Origin of the sequence: Amycolatopsis sp. NPDC047767 (genome assembly GCF_040704195.1) — a bacterium.
Lineage (GTDB): Bacteria > Actinomycetota > Actinomycetes > Mycobacteriales > Pseudonocardiaceae > Amycolatopsis.
Window position 1 is genome coordinate 162,024 of record NZ_JBEYSJ010000007.1, and the last position, 15,913, is coordinate 177,936.

General features: G+C 69.7%; 14 protein-coding genes and 2 pseudogenes. 3 read left to right on the forward strand and 13 right to left on the reverse strand.

Translation table 11 applies throughout. The features are described 5' to 3' along the window. Positions 1-526 precede the first annotated feature (526 nt). The 4 genes from AB0878_RS15480 to AB0878_RS15495 all read right to left on the reverse strand — a co-directional run bounded on the left by AB0878_RS15480 (position 527) and on the right by AB0878_RS15495 (position 5,332). Entirely contained in the window at positions 527-1,195 is a 669-nt protein-coding gene (locus tag AB0878_RS15480; protein ID WP_360598142.1) for a DedA family protein, read from the reverse strand. 162 nt (positions 1,196-1,357) lie between these two features. Beyond that, on the reverse strand, positions 1,358-2,182 hold the full coding sequence (locus AB0878_RS15485) for a YceI family protein (protein WP_366580256.1): 825 nt from the start codon (positions 2,180-2,182) through the stop codon (positions 1,358-1,360). Further along, positions 2,179-4,800, reverse strand: coding sequence for an MFS transporter (locus AB0878_RS15490; RefSeq protein WP_366580258.1), 2,622 nt, complete (start codon positions 4,798-4,800; stop codon positions 2,179-2,181). The genes AB0878_RS15485 and AB0878_RS15490 overlap by 4 nt, the downstream gene beginning before the upstream one ends. Before the next feature lie 7 nt (positions 4,801-4,807). After that, the gene (locus AB0878_RS15495; protein WP_285971553.1) at positions 4,808-5,332 is read right to left on the reverse strand and encodes a MarR family transcriptional regulator; all 525 of its coding nucleotides are present in this window, start codon (positions 5,330-5,332) and stop codon (positions 4,808-4,810) included. Between the two features lie 244 nt (positions 5,333-5,576). Here AB0878_RS15495 and AB0878_RS15500 point away from each other — a divergent pair, with 244 nt between their 5' ends. Beyond that, positions 5,577-6,002 (forward strand): PPOX class F420-dependent oxidoreductase, encoded by a 426-nt coding sequence (locus AB0878_RS15500; protein WP_366580260.1) that lies wholly within the window; start codon positions 5,577-5,579, stop codon positions 6,000-6,002. Positions 6,003-6,090: 88 nt separating this feature from the next. Next, positions 6,091-7,483: pseudogene (locus AB0878_RS15505) on the forward strand (FAD-linked oxidase C-terminal domain-containing protein). 61 nt (positions 7,484-7,544) lie between these two features. Here AB0878_RS15505 and AB0878_RS15510 read toward each other — a convergent pair. The 4 genes from AB0878_RS15510 to AB0878_RS15525 all read right to left on the reverse strand — a co-directional run bounded on the left by AB0878_RS15510 (position 7,545) and on the right by AB0878_RS15525 (position 10,602). Then, positions 7,545-8,258, reverse strand: a complete 714-nt coding sequence (locus tag AB0878_RS15510) for a VTT domain-containing protein (RefSeq protein ID WP_366580262.1) — start codon at positions 8,256-8,258, stop codon at positions 7,545-7,547. Between the two features lie 77 nt (positions 8,259-8,335). Then, a complete protein-coding gene (locus AB0878_RS15515) occupies positions 8,336-8,737 on the reverse strand; it encodes a hypothetical protein (protein ID WP_366580263.1) in 402 nt (133 codons plus the stop codon). A gap of 39 nt (positions 8,738-8,776) precedes the next feature. Continuing rightward, on the reverse strand, positions 8,777-9,967 hold the full coding sequence (gene nagA / locus AB0878_RS15520; protein WP_366580265.1) for an N-acetylglucosamine-6-phosphate deacetylase: 1,191 nt from the start codon (positions 9,965-9,967) through the stop codon (positions 8,777-8,779). A gap of 59 nt (positions 9,968-10,026) precedes the next feature. After that, positions 10,027-10,602, reverse strand: coding sequence for a SigE family RNA polymerase sigma factor (locus AB0878_RS15525; RefSeq protein ID WP_285971557.1), 576 nt, complete (start codon positions 10,600-10,602; stop codon positions 10,027-10,029). A 170-nt stretch (positions 10,603-10,772) separates the two neighbouring features. Here AB0878_RS15525 and AB0878_RS15530 point away from each other — a divergent pair, with 170 nt between their 5' ends. Further along, positions 10,773-11,054 (forward strand): YciI family protein, encoded by a 282-nt coding sequence (locus tag AB0878_RS15530; protein WP_366580547.1) that lies wholly within the window; start codon positions 10,773-10,775, stop codon positions 11,052-11,054. Between the two features lie 3 nt (positions 11,055-11,057). On the opposite strand, the gene AB0878_RS15535 is transcribed toward AB0878_RS15530, so the two are convergent. The 5 genes and pseudogenes from AB0878_RS15535 to AB0878_RS15555 all read right to left on the reverse strand — a co-directional run. After that, entirely contained in the window at positions 11,058-12,008 is a 951-nt protein-coding gene (locus AB0878_RS15535; RefSeq protein ID WP_366580549.1) for a PDR/VanB family oxidoreductase, read from the reverse strand. 64 nt (positions 12,009-12,072) lie between these two features. Next, positions 12,073-12,936 carry a metal-dependent hydrolase gene (locus AB0878_RS15540; RefSeq protein ID WP_366580267.1) on the reverse strand — a complete coding sequence of 288 codons (864 nt, stop codon included), beginning with the start codon at positions 12,934-12,936 and terminating at the stop codon, positions 12,073-12,075. Then, positions 12,933-14,405 (reverse strand): NAD(P)/FAD-dependent oxidoreductase, encoded by a 1,473-nt coding sequence (locus AB0878_RS15545; RefSeq protein ID WP_366580269.1) that lies wholly within the window; start codon positions 14,403-14,405, stop codon positions 12,933-12,935. The genes AB0878_RS15540 and AB0878_RS15545 overlap by 4 nt, the downstream gene beginning before the upstream one ends. A gap of 81 nt (positions 14,406-14,486) precedes the next feature. Beyond that, positions 14,487-14,960, reverse strand: coding sequence for a pyridoxamine 5'-phosphate oxidase family protein (locus AB0878_RS15550; RefSeq protein WP_366580551.1), 474 nt, complete (start codon positions 14,958-14,960; stop codon positions 14,487-14,489). A gap of 30 nt (positions 14,961-14,990) precedes the next feature. Beyond that, positions 14,991-15,857 (reverse strand): annotated as a pseudogene (locus AB0878_RS15555) (SDR family oxidoreductase); the annotation flags it as partial. Positions 15,858-15,913: the final 56 nt, after the last annotated feature.

Consider the following 15,913-nt stretch of genomic DNA (forward strand, 5'->3'; position numbering starts at 1 on the left):
CGGCCTTGGCCACCGGTTTTGTCGTACCCCGCCGGTAGACTGGGCATGGGACGTCCCCCCAGGGAGGGCGGGGGCCGTCCGGCGGTTGCTGGTGAGTGTTGGCACAGCAACTCAGCCAAAGAGGTCCGTGTGGGAGGGGCGTGCTGAGGCCACGCCGAAGCGGCGCGGGAAAAGGTGGACCGTGGCTGTATCGCCGCGAGGTCAGGGTCGTCGAAAGGCCGGGCGCGTGCCGCGTTGAGGACCGCTGGAACGTCAGGTTCAGAGCGGAAGGCCCGCCGGAAGTTCAGTGGTGAATCGCCGTGCCGCGGGGCGGTGGCAAGTCGTGCGAGGGACGGATCGGCGGTGCGCCCTCAGTCGAGTCGGTCGCGATCCGAAGGGCCTGGGGGCTGTGGACGCGACACGGTGCACAGGGGGCGATCGGTGTGGCCGAAGCTGCCGCGTGCTCAGCAGGTCTGTCGGCGTGGCCGCAGGGAACAGCGGAAGAAGCGTGGGCCAGCGGATCAGACGTGAAGCGAAGCCCGGAGCGTCATGCGTGGGCGTCGTCCGGTTCGTCCACCGGGCGGCGCATTTCCTGGCGGTACCGAAGCACCCCGTACCCCGTGCCCAGGACGAAGAACGCCACCGAGACCCACAGGGCGGCCGTCTTCAGCCAGGGGAGGGCGTCGAGTAGGCCGGCGCCGTAGTAGCCCAGCAGGACGAGCGTGGGGACCCACAAAAGGCCGCCCAGGCTGGTGGCCGCGAGAAACCGCCGGGGGTCCATGCGGGCGGCGCCGGCGATGAGTGGCGCGAGGGTGCGGATCCACGGGATCCACCGCGCCGCGACGATGGCGAAGAAACCCTTGCGGTCCAGGAAGCGTTGGGCGCGGTCGAGGTTGTGGCGGTTGAGCACTTTGCCGCCGCGGCGGGCGATGAAGCGGGTGCCCGTACTTCGGCCGATGTAGTAGCCCACCTGGTTGCCGCCGACGGCCACCACGAGGGCGGCGCCCGACAGGAGCCACGCGTTGGCGTCGGAGCCGTGCTGGGCGAGGACCACGCCGGCGCCGAACAGCAGGGAGTCGCCCGGCAGGAAGAGGCCGACGATGAGCGCGCATTCCACGAAGACGAACGAAAGCACGATCACCCAGACGAGCAGCGGACCGGCGGTGTCCAGCCAGCTCACGCCGACGCCGGCGGCCTCGATGCTTGCGGGGTTCACGCGAAGAGCCTACGTGGCTGCGATCGCCGGAAAGAAGGAACCATCGAATCCAGCCTTCCGGTCACTTTCGGTATTCCTGGAATGAACTGCGCGTTCACCAATGGACCAAACGAACGGGCCGCCCGGGACAGTTCCCCGGGCGGCCCGATTCTCGAAAAACCTCTAGAACTGCGGCAAGGACTCGCCTTGCACCGCTTCGATGTCCAGCTCCACCTTGACCGTGGTGCCGATCGCGGCGACGCCCGCGCGGACCATCGCGCTGTAGTTGATCGCGAAGTCGTTGCGGTGCAGCTGGGTCTCGGCGTGGAACGCGGCGCGCACGCCGCCCCACGGGTCCGGGCCGTGGCCCTGGTAGCGCAGGTCGAGCTCGACCTGGCGGCGCTCGCCGTGCAGGGTCAGCTCGCCCAGCAGCGCCCAGGTGTCCGTGCCGCGCTGCGAAATGCCCGTGCTCTCGAACGTGATCAGCGGGAAGGCCTCCACGTCGAGGAACTCGGCCGAACGCAGGTGGTCGTCGCGCATCTTGATGCCGGTCTCGATGCTGCCCGCCTTGATCTCGGCGCGCACCGTCGAACGCTCCACCGGCCGCGTGATGTCGATGCGCCCGCCGACGTCGGGGAAGCGCACCTTGATGCTCGCGATGCCCATGTGGCGGGCGGTCGCGACCACCGAGGAGTGCACCGGGTCGATCGTCCACGGGCCGGCCGGCGGCAGCTCCACGGCCTCGGCCACGGGGGCCAGGGCGATGTCGCCGAGCAGCCCGGCGCCGTCGGAACCGACCTGCACGGTGCGGGCCATCGGCGTGTACCCCGGCGCCGTGATCACGGCGGTGTAGACGCCCGGGGGCAGCGGGTCGGTCGCCACCGCCCCCTTCGCGTCCGTGACCTGGCGCGCGATCTGACGGCCGTTGAGGTCGGTCACCGTGAGCACGGCGTTCTCGACCGGCCAGCCGCCGTTGGCGCGGAGCTGTGCGCGCAGGCCCCCGCTCATGAGCGGTCGACCAGCTCGTCGAGCGCCTGGTCGTAGCTCAGGCGCACGTTGTGCTCGGCCTCGCCGTCGGTGAGCGTCACCTGGCTGGTGGCCGGCGGGTAACCGCTCGCCACCACCGTGTAGGCGCCGACCGGCAGGTCGCTCACCACGTACCGGCCTTCACCGTCCGTGCGCGCGACCGCCGCGACGTTGCCGTTCGCGTCGAGCACGGTGATCCGCGCGTCCGGCACGATCCGGTCGCCCTCGGTGCGCGCGATGCCCTGCATCAGCACGGCACCGGCCAGCTCGACGTCGTGGCGCAGCACGCCGCTGTCGGGCACGGTCAGGGTGACCGCCACCGGGCGGTAGTGCGGGCCGCTCGCGACCAGCGTGTACTGCCCGGCACCGACGCCGCTGAAGGTGTAGACGCCGTCGTCGGCCGTGATGAACGCGCCGTTGACCTCGCCGCGCGAGTCGGTGAGCGTCACGGTGGCGTTGGCCAGCGGGGAACCGATCCCCACGGACCGCACGACACCCGTCAGCTCGCCCGAGCCGGTGAGCGTCACGTCGAGCTTCGCCGGCCCGCCGCCGACCACCACACTGGAGGCCTGCGGCTGGTGGCCGGGCGCGGCCACGATCAGCACGTAGGTGCCCGGACCCTGCGTCGGCACGGAGTAGCTGCCGTCGCCGTTGCCGGTCGCCCGCGCCACCTGACGGCCCTGCTGGTCGATCAGCGTCAGCGCGGCGGCACCGACGTGGCTGCCGTCCTGCCGGCGCACGTGCCCGGTCACCGGGGGACCGCCCGCGCCCAGCGGCACGTCGATGCCCGCACCCGCGGCCGAGTTGGTGATCGGCATGGGCAGTGAGCCCGAAATCGCCTGCGGGTCGCCGTGACCGTTGCCGTTCATCGAGTGCCTTCCGCCTGCGCCGACGAGAACGGGTTCCCGCGGCTGTTCTTCGAAGAGCGAGCCCGGCTTGGCCGCCTGGTCGACGATGTCCGTCGGCGTCTCGTCCTCCTCGAGCAGCGCCTCGCCGCCCTCGACCGCCGCGGCGGCCGGGTTCATGCCCGCGAGCGGGATTTCCTTCAGGAAGCACAGGACGATCGTGGCCAGCAGCGCGACCGCGCCGGCGACGTAGAAGACCGTGGTGATCGAGTCGGTGAAGCCGATCAGGATCGGGGTCTTCAGCGCGTCCGGCAGCGTCTGGATGACGCTGGTGTTGGTCTGCAGGTCGGCCAGCTGCGCACCGGCACCGGCCGGCGGGTTGCCGCCGAACGCCTTGGTGATGTTGCCCGGCAGCACGTTGAACAGAATCGTCAGGAACACCGCGACACCGGCCGTACCACCGATCTGGCGGAAGAACGTGGCCGACGCCGTGGAGGCGCCCATGTCGCTGCGCGGACCGGCGTTCTGCACCGCGATGACCAGCGTCTGCATGCACTGGCCGAGGCCGAGGCCGATGATGGCCGCGGCGACCAGCGGGTGCCACAGCGGCGAGTTGTACTGCACCTGCGCGAAGAAGAACGCGCCGCCGGCGATGAGCAGGGTGCCGACGATCGGGAACACCTTGTAGCGCCCGGTCTTCGACATGATCCGGCCGGAGCCGATCGAGCTCAGCATCAGGCCGCCCATCAGGGGCAGCATCAGCAGACCGGACTCGGTCGGCGTGTAGCCCTGAACCACCTGCATGAACTGCGGGATCATCGTGATCGCGCCGAACATGGCGACACCGACGATGACACCACCGATGATCGCGACGGTGAACGTCGAGTTCTTGAACAGCCGCAACGGGATCAGCGCGGCGTCCTTCATCAGCTTCTCGACGAGGATGAACGCGACGATGCCGACGCCACCGATCACGTAGCAGATGATCGCCTTGAAATCGCCCCAGCCCCAGGTCTGGCCCTGTTCCGCGACGATCAGGAACGGCACCACGGCCACGACGAGCGAAAGCGCGCCCCACCAGTCGATCTTGTGCTTCTGCGGCACGTGCGGCACGTTCAGCACCTTGGCGACCACGAAGAGCGCGACGATGCCGATCGGCACGTTGATCAGGAAGACCCAGCGCCAGCCGGAGATACCGCCGAGGGTGTCGAAGCCGGCGAAGAAGCCGCCGAGCACCGGACCGAGCACAGTGGACAGACCGAAGACGGCGAGGATGTAACCCTGGTACCGCGGGCGTTCGCGCGGCGGCACCACGTCACCGATGATGGTCATGGCCAGGGACATCAGACCGCCGGCGCCGAGGCCCTGCACCGCGCGGAACGCGGCGAGCTCGTACATCGACTGCGAGAACGTCGAAGCCAGCGAACCGGCGACGAAGATCGAGATCGCGGCGAGGTAGAACGGCTTGCGGCCGTAGATGTCCGACAGCTTGCCGTAGATCGGCGTGACGATCGTCGACGTGATCAGGTACGCCGTGGTGGCCCACGCCTGCAGGTCGAAGCCGTGCAGGTCGTTGGCGATCTTGACGATCGACGTACCCACGATCGTCTGGTCCAGCGCGGCGAGGAACATGCCGCACATGAGCCCGCTCAGGATCGTGACGATCTGGCGGTGGCTCAGCCGCGGCACACCGGCCGCGTCCACGACGGGTGCTCCCCCCCGTTGCTGAGGTTGTTTCTCGACGGTGGTGCTCATGCTGTTCCTAGGCCCCCTTGGAGTGCACCGAGTCCGCCGGCGCGGAGTCGGTCATGTCTGGAAAGTTGTTCTCGATACCGGTGTTGAGCCGCCCGAACAGCTCGTTGAGGGTCTCGCGATCCTCCTGGGTCCAGTCGCCGAGGACGTCGGCGAGCCAGAGGTTGCGCTGCTTGCGGTTCTCGTCGAAGACCCGCAGGCCTTCGGCGGTGGGCGCCAGCAAGCAGGCGCGGCCGTCTTCGGGGTCGGCCTGACGTTCCACCAGTCCGTGCTGCACGAGCGCGCTCGACTGCCTGCTGATGGTGGAGATTTCGGAGTGCAGGAACTCGGCGAGCTTGCTGGTGCGCTGCGGTCCCTCGTGGATGAGGCAGAAGAGGATCGCGTACGCGGCCCGCTCGATGCCGTCCGGACCCTGCTTGGAGACCTGGGACTTCGCCTTGGTGATCAGGCGCATGAAACGGACCAGCTCGTGTCCGAGCTGGTCGGCCAAGTCGAGCCCGTCCTTGGGCCGGGTGGCGGCGCTGTTCGGTGCCATTCGGTCGATCTTTCTCGCGGTGAAACGAACCGTTGTTTGGCGGCTGCAACTAGTTGCCTTAAGCAAGAGTGTGCCTGATCCGTGCTTCGCGCAAGCTCGCGGACCCCGGTTGTGTCGCATCACACTTTAGTTGTTGCATGCAAGCAGATATTCACCGGAGGGTGTTCGTCCGTTTCTCCCGAGTCCGAAGGCCCTGGTCGCGGTCCCGGGGAACAAGACGGAGCGTGCCGGGTTGGATAGGGGTATGACCGACGACACACCGCTGTACGACCTCATCGGCTCCCGGCGCAACGGCGTGCTGGCCACGCTCAAGCGTGACGGGCGGCCCCAGCTGTCCACCGTCAGCCACTACTTCGACGCCGCCGAGCGCAAGATCCTCGTGTCGATCACCGAGACGCGGGCCAAGACGAAGAACATGCGCCGCGACCCGCGCGTGAGCTACCACGTCGGCAGCGAGAACGGCTGGTCGTACGCGGTGGCGGAGGGCAAGGCCGTGCTGACGCCGGTCGCCGCCGCCAAGGACGACGCGACGGTGGAGGCCCTCATCGAGCTGTACCGCAAGATCGGCGGCGAGCACCCCGACTGGGACGAGTACCGCGCCGCGATGGTGGCCGACCAGCGGCTGGTGCTCACGATCAACGTCGACCGCGTCTACGGGCTCGCGCGCTGACGGGAGTCATGCCGGGCAAGTCGCCATCCGGCTGAAATTTGGAAATTCTATTCCGCACTGCGGAGATATCTGTGCTTACGATGAAGCCATGAGCACTGACGTCCTCCTGCAGCGACTACGCGACGAGCTCGGCAAGGAGGCCGTGCTCACCGATGCCGACGTGACCGCGAGCTACTCGCGCGACATGATGCCGCTCGCCGATTCCGGGAAACCGCTGGCGGTGGTGCTGCCCGCGGACACGGCGGGGGTGCAGGCCGTGGTCAAGGCGTGTGCCGAGGCGAAGGTGCCGGTGGTGCCGCGCGGGGCGGGCAGTGGCCTGTCCGGCGCGGCCAACGCCATCGACGGCTGCGTGGTCCTGGTCCTGACCAAGCTCGACGGGATCGTGGAGATCGACCCCGGCAACCGCCTGGCCGTGGTGCAGCCGGGCGTGGTCAACCTCGACTTCCGCACCGCCGTGGAGAAGCACGGCCTGTTCTACCCGCCCGACCCGTCGAGCTACGACTGGTGCACGATCGGCGGCAACCTCTCCACCAACGCCGGTGGCCTGTGCTGCGTGAAGTACGGCGTGACCACCGACTCCGTGCTCGGCCTCGAGGTCGTGCTGGCCGACGGGTCGCTGCTCAAGACCGGCCGCCGCACCGTGAAGGGCGTGGCGGGTTACGACCTGACGAAGCTGTTCATCGGCAGCGAGGGCACGCTCGGCGTGATCACACAGGCCACCGTGGCGTTGCGCCCGTTGCCGCAGGCGCCGGCGACGCTGGTCGCGGGCTTCAACACCACGGAGGCGGCTGGCGAGGCCGTGGCGCGGGTCGTGCGCGAGGGACTCGTGCCGTCGCTGCTGGAGATCATGGACGCGGCGTCGATCAAGGCGGCGGAGACCTACCTCAAGACCGACCTCGGCGCCGGGTCCGACTGCCAGGCGCTGCTGCTGGCGCAGTCCGACGTCGGTGGCGAGGCCGCGTTGCGCGAGCTCGCCGTGCTGGAACAGATCTGCGCCGACTGCGGCGCCGACCTGGTCTACTCCACCGACGACCTCGAAGAGGGCAAGATGCTGCTGCAGGCCCGGCGCGGTCCTGACCGCGCTGGAGACCTACGGCATCTGGCTCACCGACGACGTCAGCGTGCCCCGCACCCGCATCGCCGAGCTGATCCGCGGCTGCGAGCAGGTGAGCGAGAAGGTGGGCCTGAAGATCGCCGTGGTCGGCCACGCCGGCGACGGCAACATGCACCCGACGATCGTCTACGCGCCCGACTCCGAGGACGAGTTCGCCCGCGCGCGGCAGGCGTTCGACGACATCCTGGAGATCGGCCTCTCGCTCGGCGGCACGGTGACCGGCGAGCACGGCGTCGGCAAGATCAAGCGCGATTGGCTGGCGCGCGAGATCGGGCCGGTCGGGATGCGGGTGCACCGGCAGATCAAGCAGGCGCTGGACCCGGAGAACGTGTTCAACCCCGGTTCGATGTTCTCGATGACGGACTGAGTTTTCACGCAAAACGGCGCCGATCCCCTGCTCGGGGCCGGCGCCGTTTTGTGCGTCCAGGTCAGTCGCGCACGCGCGGGATCCGCTGCGTGACCTCGGCGGCGTTCTCCTCCGGCGCGCCGACGCGGGCCTTCTTCTCGCGGCGGCCCTTGAGGTACTCGAACAGGATCGGGACCACGGACACGAGCACGATCAGCACGAAGATGGCGTCGACGTTGTCGCGGATGAAGCCGATGTTGCCCAGCAGCGAGCCCAGCACCGTGATGCCCGCGGCCCAGACGATGCCGCCCAGCACCGTGTAGGTGAAGTACCGCTTCGGGTCCATGCGGCCGATGCCGGCGATCCAGGTGATGAACGTCCGCACGAACGGCACGAACCGCGCCAGCACCACGGCCTTGGGCCCGTGGTGGTCGAGGAAGGCGTGCGTCTTGTCGACGTACTCCCTCTTGAAGAACTTCGAATCCGGCCGGTTGAACAGCTTCGGGCCGACGAAGTAGCCGATGTAGTACCCGCAGACGTTGCCGAGCAGCGCCGCGGCCGTCACCAGCACGCACACCACCCACAGGGGCGCCTGCAGCGTGCCGTTGGCGATGAACAGGCCCGCCGTGAACAGCAGCGAGTCGCCCGGCAGCACCGGGAAGATGCTGCTCTCGATGAAGATGATCAGGCAGAGCACCGCGATGACCGGCACGGTCAGGCCGGACAGCAGCTGCTCCGGGTCCAGCCACGACGGCAGGATGGACATGGTCGTCACTGTGCTCTGGGCGAGAATCACACCGAAAACGGTACAGGGTGACGCTGAGTGCCTTCACAGGGAGAACCACCGCAGGTAATGGGGGTTTTCCGGAATTGTCAGACGAGCGTGAGCAGCCCGATGACCGAACCAGCGGCCAAACCCAGCAACAGCGCCAGCAGCAGGACCCAGTGCGCGGGCAGCGGCGCGGGGCCGGGCGCGGCCTGGCGCACCGTCGCCGGGTCCGGTGCGGGAACCGGCCGAGCACCCGAGGCGACCGGCGCCGTCCGCTGGCCGGAGGCGTCGTCAAGGGCCGCGCGTTCGCGTTCGAGCGAGTCGGCGCCCGCGCCGGAGAGCAGGCCGTAGCGGGGCGGGAGCTCCTCGGTGGGGCCGGTCGCGCCGGCCGAGCCCGGGGCCGCCGAGGTCTCGGGGGCGGGCTGCGAGCTGGTGTGCGGGGCGAACACGGCCTGGGCGCGCAGGGCGTCGGCGAGCAGTCGCTCCGGGTCCTTCGGCTCGCTCATCCCTCTCCGTACTTCCCCGCGGGCGGCCCGCGTAGTCGCTTACGTGCTCAAGGTAGCCCGGCCGACCTCGGCGACCCACTCGCCCCGGCGCAGCACCCGGACCGGCCGCAGGTCGTCGTCGAGGATCACGACGTCGGCGGCGAGGCCCGGCCGCAGCGAACCCGTGCGGTCGGCGATGCCCAGCAGCTCGGCGGGCCGGCCGGAGGTTGCCCGGACGGCGTCGAGGACACCGAGTTTGGCACCCTTCACGAGGTTGCGGAAGGCGTTGTCCATCGTCAACGTGCTGCCGGCCAGTGATCCATTGTCCAGCGTCGCCACGCCGTCGTGCACGTCGACCTCGAGGCGGCCCAGCGTGTAGCGGCCGTCGGCGGCGTCGGTGGCCGACATGGCGTCGGTGATCAGCACGGTCCGGCCGCGCCCGGCGTGCTGCGCGGCCAGGCGCACCACGGTCGGGTGCAGGTGCACGAGGTCGCAGATGAGCTCGACCGTCACGCGCTCGTCGTCCAGCAGCACGCCGACCGGGCCCGGTTCGCGGTGGTGCAGGGGGCGCATGCCGTTGAACAGGTGCGTCGCCACGGTGGCGCCCGCGTCGATGGCCGGCCCGAGCTGCTCGGCGAGGCCGTCGGTGTGCCCGATCGCGGCCGTCACGCCCGACTCGGCGAGCTGGCGCACGGCCTTCACGCCGCCGTTGAGCTCCGGGGCGAGCGTGACCATGCGGATCGCGCCGGCGCCCGCGCGCAGGAGCTTCTCGACGGTGCCGGTGTCCGGTTCACGCAGCGTGTCCGGATCGTGCGCACCGCAGCGGGCGCGCGAGATGAACGGGCCTTCGAGGTGGATGCCGGCGAGCTCGCCTTCCTGCACGAGCTCGCGCAGCGCCGCGATCTGCTCGGTCAGCAGGTCGATCGGGTCCGAGACCAGGCTCGCGAGCGTCGTCGTGGTGCCGTGGCGCCGGTGCGCGCGCACGGCCGTGAGGATCTCGTCGGGGTCCAGAGTGGAGAACGAAGCGCCGCCACCGCCGTGGCAGTGGGTGTCGACGAACCCGGGCACCACGAGCGCTCCGCCCACGTCGACGACCTCGGTCTCGGGGCCACCCGGCGGCGTCCCCGTGCCGACCGCGGCGATCCGCCCGTCGGACACGGCGAGCCAGCCGTCGTCGAGTACGCGGTCGGGGGCGACGACCCGGCCGCCCGTGATGACGAAGTCTCCGGCGTGCTTCACGCCCTCCAGCATATATTGGTCTGGACCAGACATGGCTACGCAACTCGGTGATCGAGATTGGTCCACCCGGGTCACTGTGGGGTCTGCATCGCCTTCTGCAGGGCCTCCAGCGCCCGGCTGGCGGTCGATTTCACCGTACCCTTGGAGATGCCGGCGGCCTCGGAGATCTCGGCCTCGGACAGCCCTCCGTAGTACCTCAGCACCAGCACCTCGCGCTGGCGGGGCGGGAGCTTCGAAAGGGCGCTGACCACGGCTTGGTGCTCGCTCGACAGCATCGCGAGGCTCTCCGCGGACCGCGCGTTCACGGCGTGCGGAGGCACGTATTCACGGGCGGTTTTCCGCCGCCGCAGCACGCTGCGTGAGCCGTTGACCACGGCCGTGCGCAGGTAGCCGACGGCCGCGGCCGCGTCGCGCAGCCGGCCCCAGTTGCGGTGCAGACCGGTGAACGCCTCCTGCACCACGTCCTCGGCCGTGGCCGGTTCGTCGACCAGCAGGATCGCCAGCCGCACGAGCCGCATCCGGTGCTGGCGGTACAGGTCCTCCAGGGTCAGCGGTGCGGCCGGCTGCTGCGGCGGCACCGGCCCGTCCATGGTCCGCAGGTGCCCGAGGGTCGCCTCGACACTGCGTTCCGCGTTGCCCTCCAGCATGTACCCCTGCCTGCCTGTTCTCGACCCCTGTGGTGCCCCTGCGCCGAGCTGCTGACGCAGCCCTAGCGTATCGGGTGAGCTCGGTCCCGCCACTGGTCGGATGCTGGGACCACGAGGTGTTGCCCGGTAGCGTCGGCAGCGTCACCAACGCACCCACCCGGGAGATCCACATGGCCTGGTACCTGGTCGAAATCCGTTACGTGCAGGAGAAGGTGGCCGACGTCCGGCCCCGTCACCGTGAGTGGTTGAGCCAGCACTCCGCCGAAGGTCGCGTGGCCGTCGCGGGACCGCTCGCCGACGGCTCCGGTGGTCTGGTCCTGTGGCAGGCCGAGGACGAGGCGGCGCTCGAGGAGCTGATCGGCAAGGACCCGTACCAGCTCGAAGGCGTCGTCGCCAAACGCTCGATCCGGGAGTACAAGCCGGTGCTCGGCGCTTGGGTGCCGCAGGTGTAGCACCTACAGCTCCAGGACGGCGGGTCCGCGGTCCACGCAGATCCGCACCGACCCGCCGTCCGGGGTCGCCACGGCACACGTGCCGCAGAAGCCCTGGCGGCAGGAGAACGCCACGTCAGGCAGCACTTCGCGCACCACGTCGAGCGTCGAACGGTCGGCCGGCACGGCGAGCGTGCGGCCGCTGCGGCGCAGGACCACGGTGTACGGCCGTCCGCCGACGATCGGCGGGGTCGAGAAGCGTTCGAAGTACACGGCCCTGGCGCCGGTGAGCTCCAGGTCCACTCGGACGCCGGTGATCATGGGCGTCGGCCCGCAGCAGCAGACCGAGGCGCCGTCGGGGACACCTTCGAGCAGTTCCGCGCCCGAGGCGGGGATGCCGTACTCGGTGTCCGGGCGCAACCACACGCGATCCTCGGGCAAATCCGAAAGTTCTTCCACAAACGGCATCGACGCGCGGCTGCGTCCCGTGTAGACGAGCCGCCAGTCGACTCCGCGGGCCTCGGCCGCGCGGACCATCGGCAGGATCGGCGTGATGCCGATGCCGCCGGCGATGAAGACGTAGGACTCGGCGGCGACGAACGGGAACGCGTTGCGCGGTCCGCGCACGTCGACCTTGGTGCCGGGTTTGAGCGTGTGCACCTCACTCGACGCTTCGCCGATTCGCCGGACGGCCACGCGGTAGTGCGTGAGGTCGCCGGGGTCGCCGCAGAGCGAGTACTGCCGGACCAGCCCCGACGGCAGCTTGAGGTCGAGGTGCGCGCCCGGCCGCCAGCCCGGCAACGGCTCGCCTTCGGGCCGCGTGAACCGCAGGGACACGACGTCGTCGGCCTCGGGCCGGACGGTGGTCACGACCAGCGGCAACGTCCGGTCCACGGCCTGCACGGGCGGACGGCGCCGGCCGGAGTAGCGGGCGAGCTGCCGGTAGACCGCGCCGACACCGGCCAAAGTGGACATCAGCCGGTCGCGGCGGCCCGAGCCGTCGAGCCGCGGCGGGAAGTCGGGGATCACTTCGGTGCGGTCACTTCGGAGCGTCGGCCGCCCGGGCCGCGGGTGAGCTCGCCAGGTACGCCACGGCCTGGTCGGTGTTGCCGGTCTCCGTCGGGTGGTACGAGCGCCGGAGGTACGGCCGGATCTCCCGCAGCAGGTGGCGCGGCGCGGGCACCACGCCCTTCTTCGCGGCCTTCAGGTACGCGCGCCAAGACGCGCGCCTCGGCCGCGTCGGGTCGTTGCGCATGAGGAACTTCGTGCCCCGCACGAAAACCCACGCCAGCGCCGGCGTCACCACGGCCATGCTGCGCACGCGGCGCGAGTAGCGGCCGTCGAGGTGGCAGAACAGGTCGTAGGCCACGGACCGGTGCTCGACCTCTTCGGCGCCGTGCCAGCGGAGCAGGTCGAGCATCGTCGGGTCGGAGCCGGCGGCGTCGAGCGCCTTCGCGTCGAGCACCCACTGGCCGAGGAACGCCGTGTAGTGCTCGATCGCGGCGATCAGCGCGAGCCGTTCGACGAGCCATTCCTCGCCGGCGCCCGGACGATCGCCCAGCAGCCGACGGAACAGCCACTCCATCTGCGCGACGTACGGCCGCACGGGCAGGCCCGCGGCTTCGAGGTGCTCCGCGGCGCCGTCGTGGGCCTCGGCGTGCATGGCCTCCTGGCCGATGAAGCCGAGGACGTCCTCTTTGAGGCGCTCGTCGCGGATCAGCGGCACGGCCTGCTTGAAGACCTCGACGAACCAGCGTTCGCCTTCGGGCAGGGCGATGTGCAGCACGTTGATGCTGTGCGTGGCCTGCGGTTCGCCGGGGATCCAGTGCATCGGCAGCGCGGCCCAGTCGAACTTGACGTCACGCGCGTGCAGCACGATCTGTTCGTGGTCGGCCGAGTTCACGACGGCCTCCCGGACAGCTCGTAGTCACTCGGCTCCACGCGGCGCGTCTCGAGCCAGTACTTCCACGTGAAGCCGGGCCAGATCGTGCGGTTCACGCCCTTGGCGTCGAGGTACCAGCTCGTGCAGCCGCCCTGCGTCCACACGCCCTTCACCAGCTTGTCCTGGATCTCGTCCTGGAACCGGTCCTGCACGGACGGGCGCACGTCGAGCGCGGCGGCACCGTGGGAGTCGGCGAGCTTGATCGCGTCGACGACGTAGCGCGACTGCGACTCGATCATGAACACCACGGAGTTGTGGCCCAGCGCGGTGTTCGGGCCCAGCAGGAAGAACAGGTTCGGGAACCCGGCGACGGTGATGCCCTTGTGCGTGCGGATCCCTTCCGTGGCCCAGGTTTTCGCGAGGCTGCGGCCTTCGACTCCGGTGATGTCGAGGTACTCCAGCGCATCCGTGACGTGGAAGCCGGTGCCGTAGACGATCGCGTCGACCTCGTGCTCCACGCCGGCTTCGTCCACGACGCTGTTCGTGCGCACCTCGCGGATGCCGTCGGTGACCACGTCGACGTTCGGTCGGTCGAGGGCCGGGTAGTAGTCGTTGGAGATGAGCACGCGTTTGCAGCCCATGGTGTAGTCCGGCGTCACCTTGCGGCGCAGCTTCGGGTCGCGGATGCCCTTCGCGATGTGGCGGCGCGCGATCGATTCGGCCGCGTGCATGAGCTTCGGGTGCCCGTTGAAGCCGATCGCGCGTGCTTCCAGCAGCCAGTACAACGCGTTGCGGTACAGGCGTTGCGTGCCCGGCACGTAGCGGAACAGCTGCTTCGCCCAGCCGGGCATCGCGTGGTCCGGCTTCGGCATGATCCACGGCGGCGTGCGCTGGAACAGCGTCAGCTCGGCCACTTCGGGAGCGATCTGCGGCACGAACTGGATCGCGCTCGCTCCCGTGCCGACCACCGCGACCTTCTTGCCGCGCAGGTCGAACTCGTGGTTCCACTGCGCCGAGTGCCACGTCCGGCCCGTGAACTTCTCGATCCCCGGCAGCTTCGGGATCGACGGGATGTGCAGCCCGCCGACGCCGGAAACCAGGAACTGCGCGGAGAACTCGTTTCCGCTCTTGGTCTCGACGGTCCAGCGGCGCTCGCCCTCGTCCCAGTGGGCGCCGGTGATCTCCACGCCGAACCGGATCCGCTCACGCAGGCGGTACTTGTCCGCGACGCTTTTGAGGTAGCCGAAGATCTCCGGCTGCGGCGAGAACGAGCGTGACCAGTCGGGGTTCTGCTCGTAGGAGAACGAGTACATGTGCGACTGGACGTCGCAGGCGCACCCGGGGTACGAGTTGTCCCGCCAGGTGCCGCCCACTTCGTCGGCCTTCTCCAGGATCACGTAGTCCCGGATGCCGGCCTTTTCGAGCTGGATCGCCTGCCCGAGCCCGGAAAACCCGGTGCCCACGATCACGACCTTGAACCGCTCGGTCATCTGTCGGCCTCCGCTGCGCTGGGGGTCTGCCGCAGATGACGTTACCTCAAGTAACAGTTACTCGAAAGTACCTGCTACCCGCTAGTACGTTCCGCCGAGCTTCGTGTGGTCCCACGAGACGACCTTGGTCGGGTGGAAGATCAGGCCGATGCGCTTCGGGGCCTGGCGGCCGATGAACTCGCTGAGCTCGGCGGGCACGGGGTCGCCCGGCTTGGCGCCCGCGTAGCGCTGCATGAGCGTGATGCCCATGCCGGTGACCTCGTCGGTGTCCTCGACGATCTGCACGTCGGACTCGATCGAGACGCCGCGCAGCTTCTCGTAGGAGTCGCCGCTTTCGATGAGCACGGTGGCCTCTGGCAGGCGGCGCAAGTTCTTCGCCTTCTGCGAGCTGCCGTACGTCCACGTCGCGACGCCGTCCTCGTGCGGGAAGTACCACAGCGGTGCCAGGTGGGGCCGGTTGTTCGGCCCGACCGTGGCGACGTTGATGACCTTCTGCTCGTCGAGGTAGGCCCGGATCTCCTCGGGCGTCATGCGGATCTGGTCGCGACGCGACATGTGCGGCTCCTCTAGCTCTTCCCGGTGGCCGCGGCCGCCGTGGCCGGTAACCGCCGACTCGTACGCGCCGCGCTTTTCGATGTCCTCCAGCGCGGCCTTGTCCGCCGCCGGCACGCGGGCCCGCGAGCCGAGCTCGATGATCGGCGGCAGGAACGCGCGCAGCAGCTTGAGGCCGCCGACCCAGCGTGGCACGTGGATCGTCCGGGCGCGCTTGAGGATGCCGGCTTCGAGGTCGTCGAGCGCCACGTCGAGCGGGTACGTCTTCCCGATCAGTCCCGGCATCGACGCCCGCAGCTTCCCGAACACCGGGTGCGCGTCGGCGCTTTCGACCAGGTCCGTGCGGATCCACGTGGGGTGCGCGACGCCGACCTTCACGCCCAGGTGCGCCACCTCGGCGCGCAGGCTGTTGGAGAACGCTTCGACGCCCGCCTTCGCAGCCGCGTAGTTCGCCATGCCGGGCGCGTGGGTGATCGCGGCCAGCGACGAGATCGCGAGCAGGTAGCCGCGCCGCTCGATCACGTGCGGCAGCGTCACGCGGAACGTGCGCCACACCCCGAGCAGGTCGACCTCGATGACCTTCTCGAACGCCCGCGGGTCCACGCTTCGCACGAAGCCGGCCGTGGCGATCCCGGCGTTGGCGATGACGATGTCGATCCCGCCGAAGTGCTCCACCACGCCCTGGGTGGCCGCTTCGAGATCGTCCCAGCTGGTCACGTCGGCTTCCCACGCCTTGGCGTTCGGCCCGATCTTCTCGGCGACCTTCGCCTGCTCGTCCGCCTCCAGGCCGACCAGTGCGACCTTGGCCCCACGCGCGGCCAGCCGCTCCGCCAGCCCGGCCCCGATGCCCCGCGCGGCCCCGGTGATCAGCACGACCTTGCCGTCCACGTTCTTGACCACTGGTGCCCTCCTCGGCGTGCGTTTCCGCTTGTGGAGGGGACGGTACCCCAACCTAC

Bases quoted from the DNA above. Each gene is read 5' to 3' on its own strand.
- AB0878_RS15485 (WP_366580256.1), bottom strand. From the start codon at position 2,182: ATGAGCGGGGGCCTGCGCGCACAGCTCCGCGCCAACGGCGGCTGGCCG.
- AB0878_RS15490 (WP_366580258.1), bottom strand. From the start codon at position 4,800: ATGAGCACCACCGTCGAGAAACAACCTCAGCAACGGGGGGGAGCACCC.
- AB0878_RS15495 (WP_285971553.1), bottom strand. From the start codon at position 5,332: ATGGCACCGAACAGCGCCGCCACCCGGCCCAAGGACGGGCTCGACTTG.
- AB0878_RS15500 (WP_366580260.1), top strand. From the start codon at position 5,577: ATGACCGACGACACACCGCTGTACGACCTCATCGGCTCCCGGCGCAAC.
- AB0878_RS15515 (WP_366580263.1), bottom strand. From the start codon at position 8,737: ATGAGCGAGCCGAAGGACCCGGAGCGACTGCTCGCCGACGCCCTGCGC.
- nagA (WP_366580265.1), bottom strand. From the start codon at position 9,967: ATGCTGGAGGGCGTGAAGCACGCCGGAGACTTCGTCATCACGGGCGGC.
- AB0878_RS15525 (WP_285971557.1), bottom strand. From the start codon at position 10,602: ATGCTGGAGGGCAACGCGGAACGCAGTGTCGAGGCGACCCTCGGGCAC.
- AB0878_RS15530 (WP_366580547.1), top strand. From the start codon at position 10,773: ATGGCCTGGTACCTGGTCGAAATCCGTTACGTGCAGGAGAAGGTGGCC.
- AB0878_RS15535 (WP_366580549.1), bottom strand. From the start codon at position 12,008: ATGTCCACTTTGGCCGGTGTCGGCGCGGTCTACCGGCAGCTCGCCCGC.
- AB0878_RS15545 (WP_366580269.1), bottom strand. From the start codon at position 14,405: ATGACCGAGCGGTTCAAGGTCGTGATCGTGGGCACCGGGTTTTCCGGG.
- AB0878_RS15550 (WP_366580551.1), bottom strand. From the start codon at position 14,960: ATGTCGCGTCGCGACCAGATCCGCATGACGCCCGAGGAGATCCGGGCC.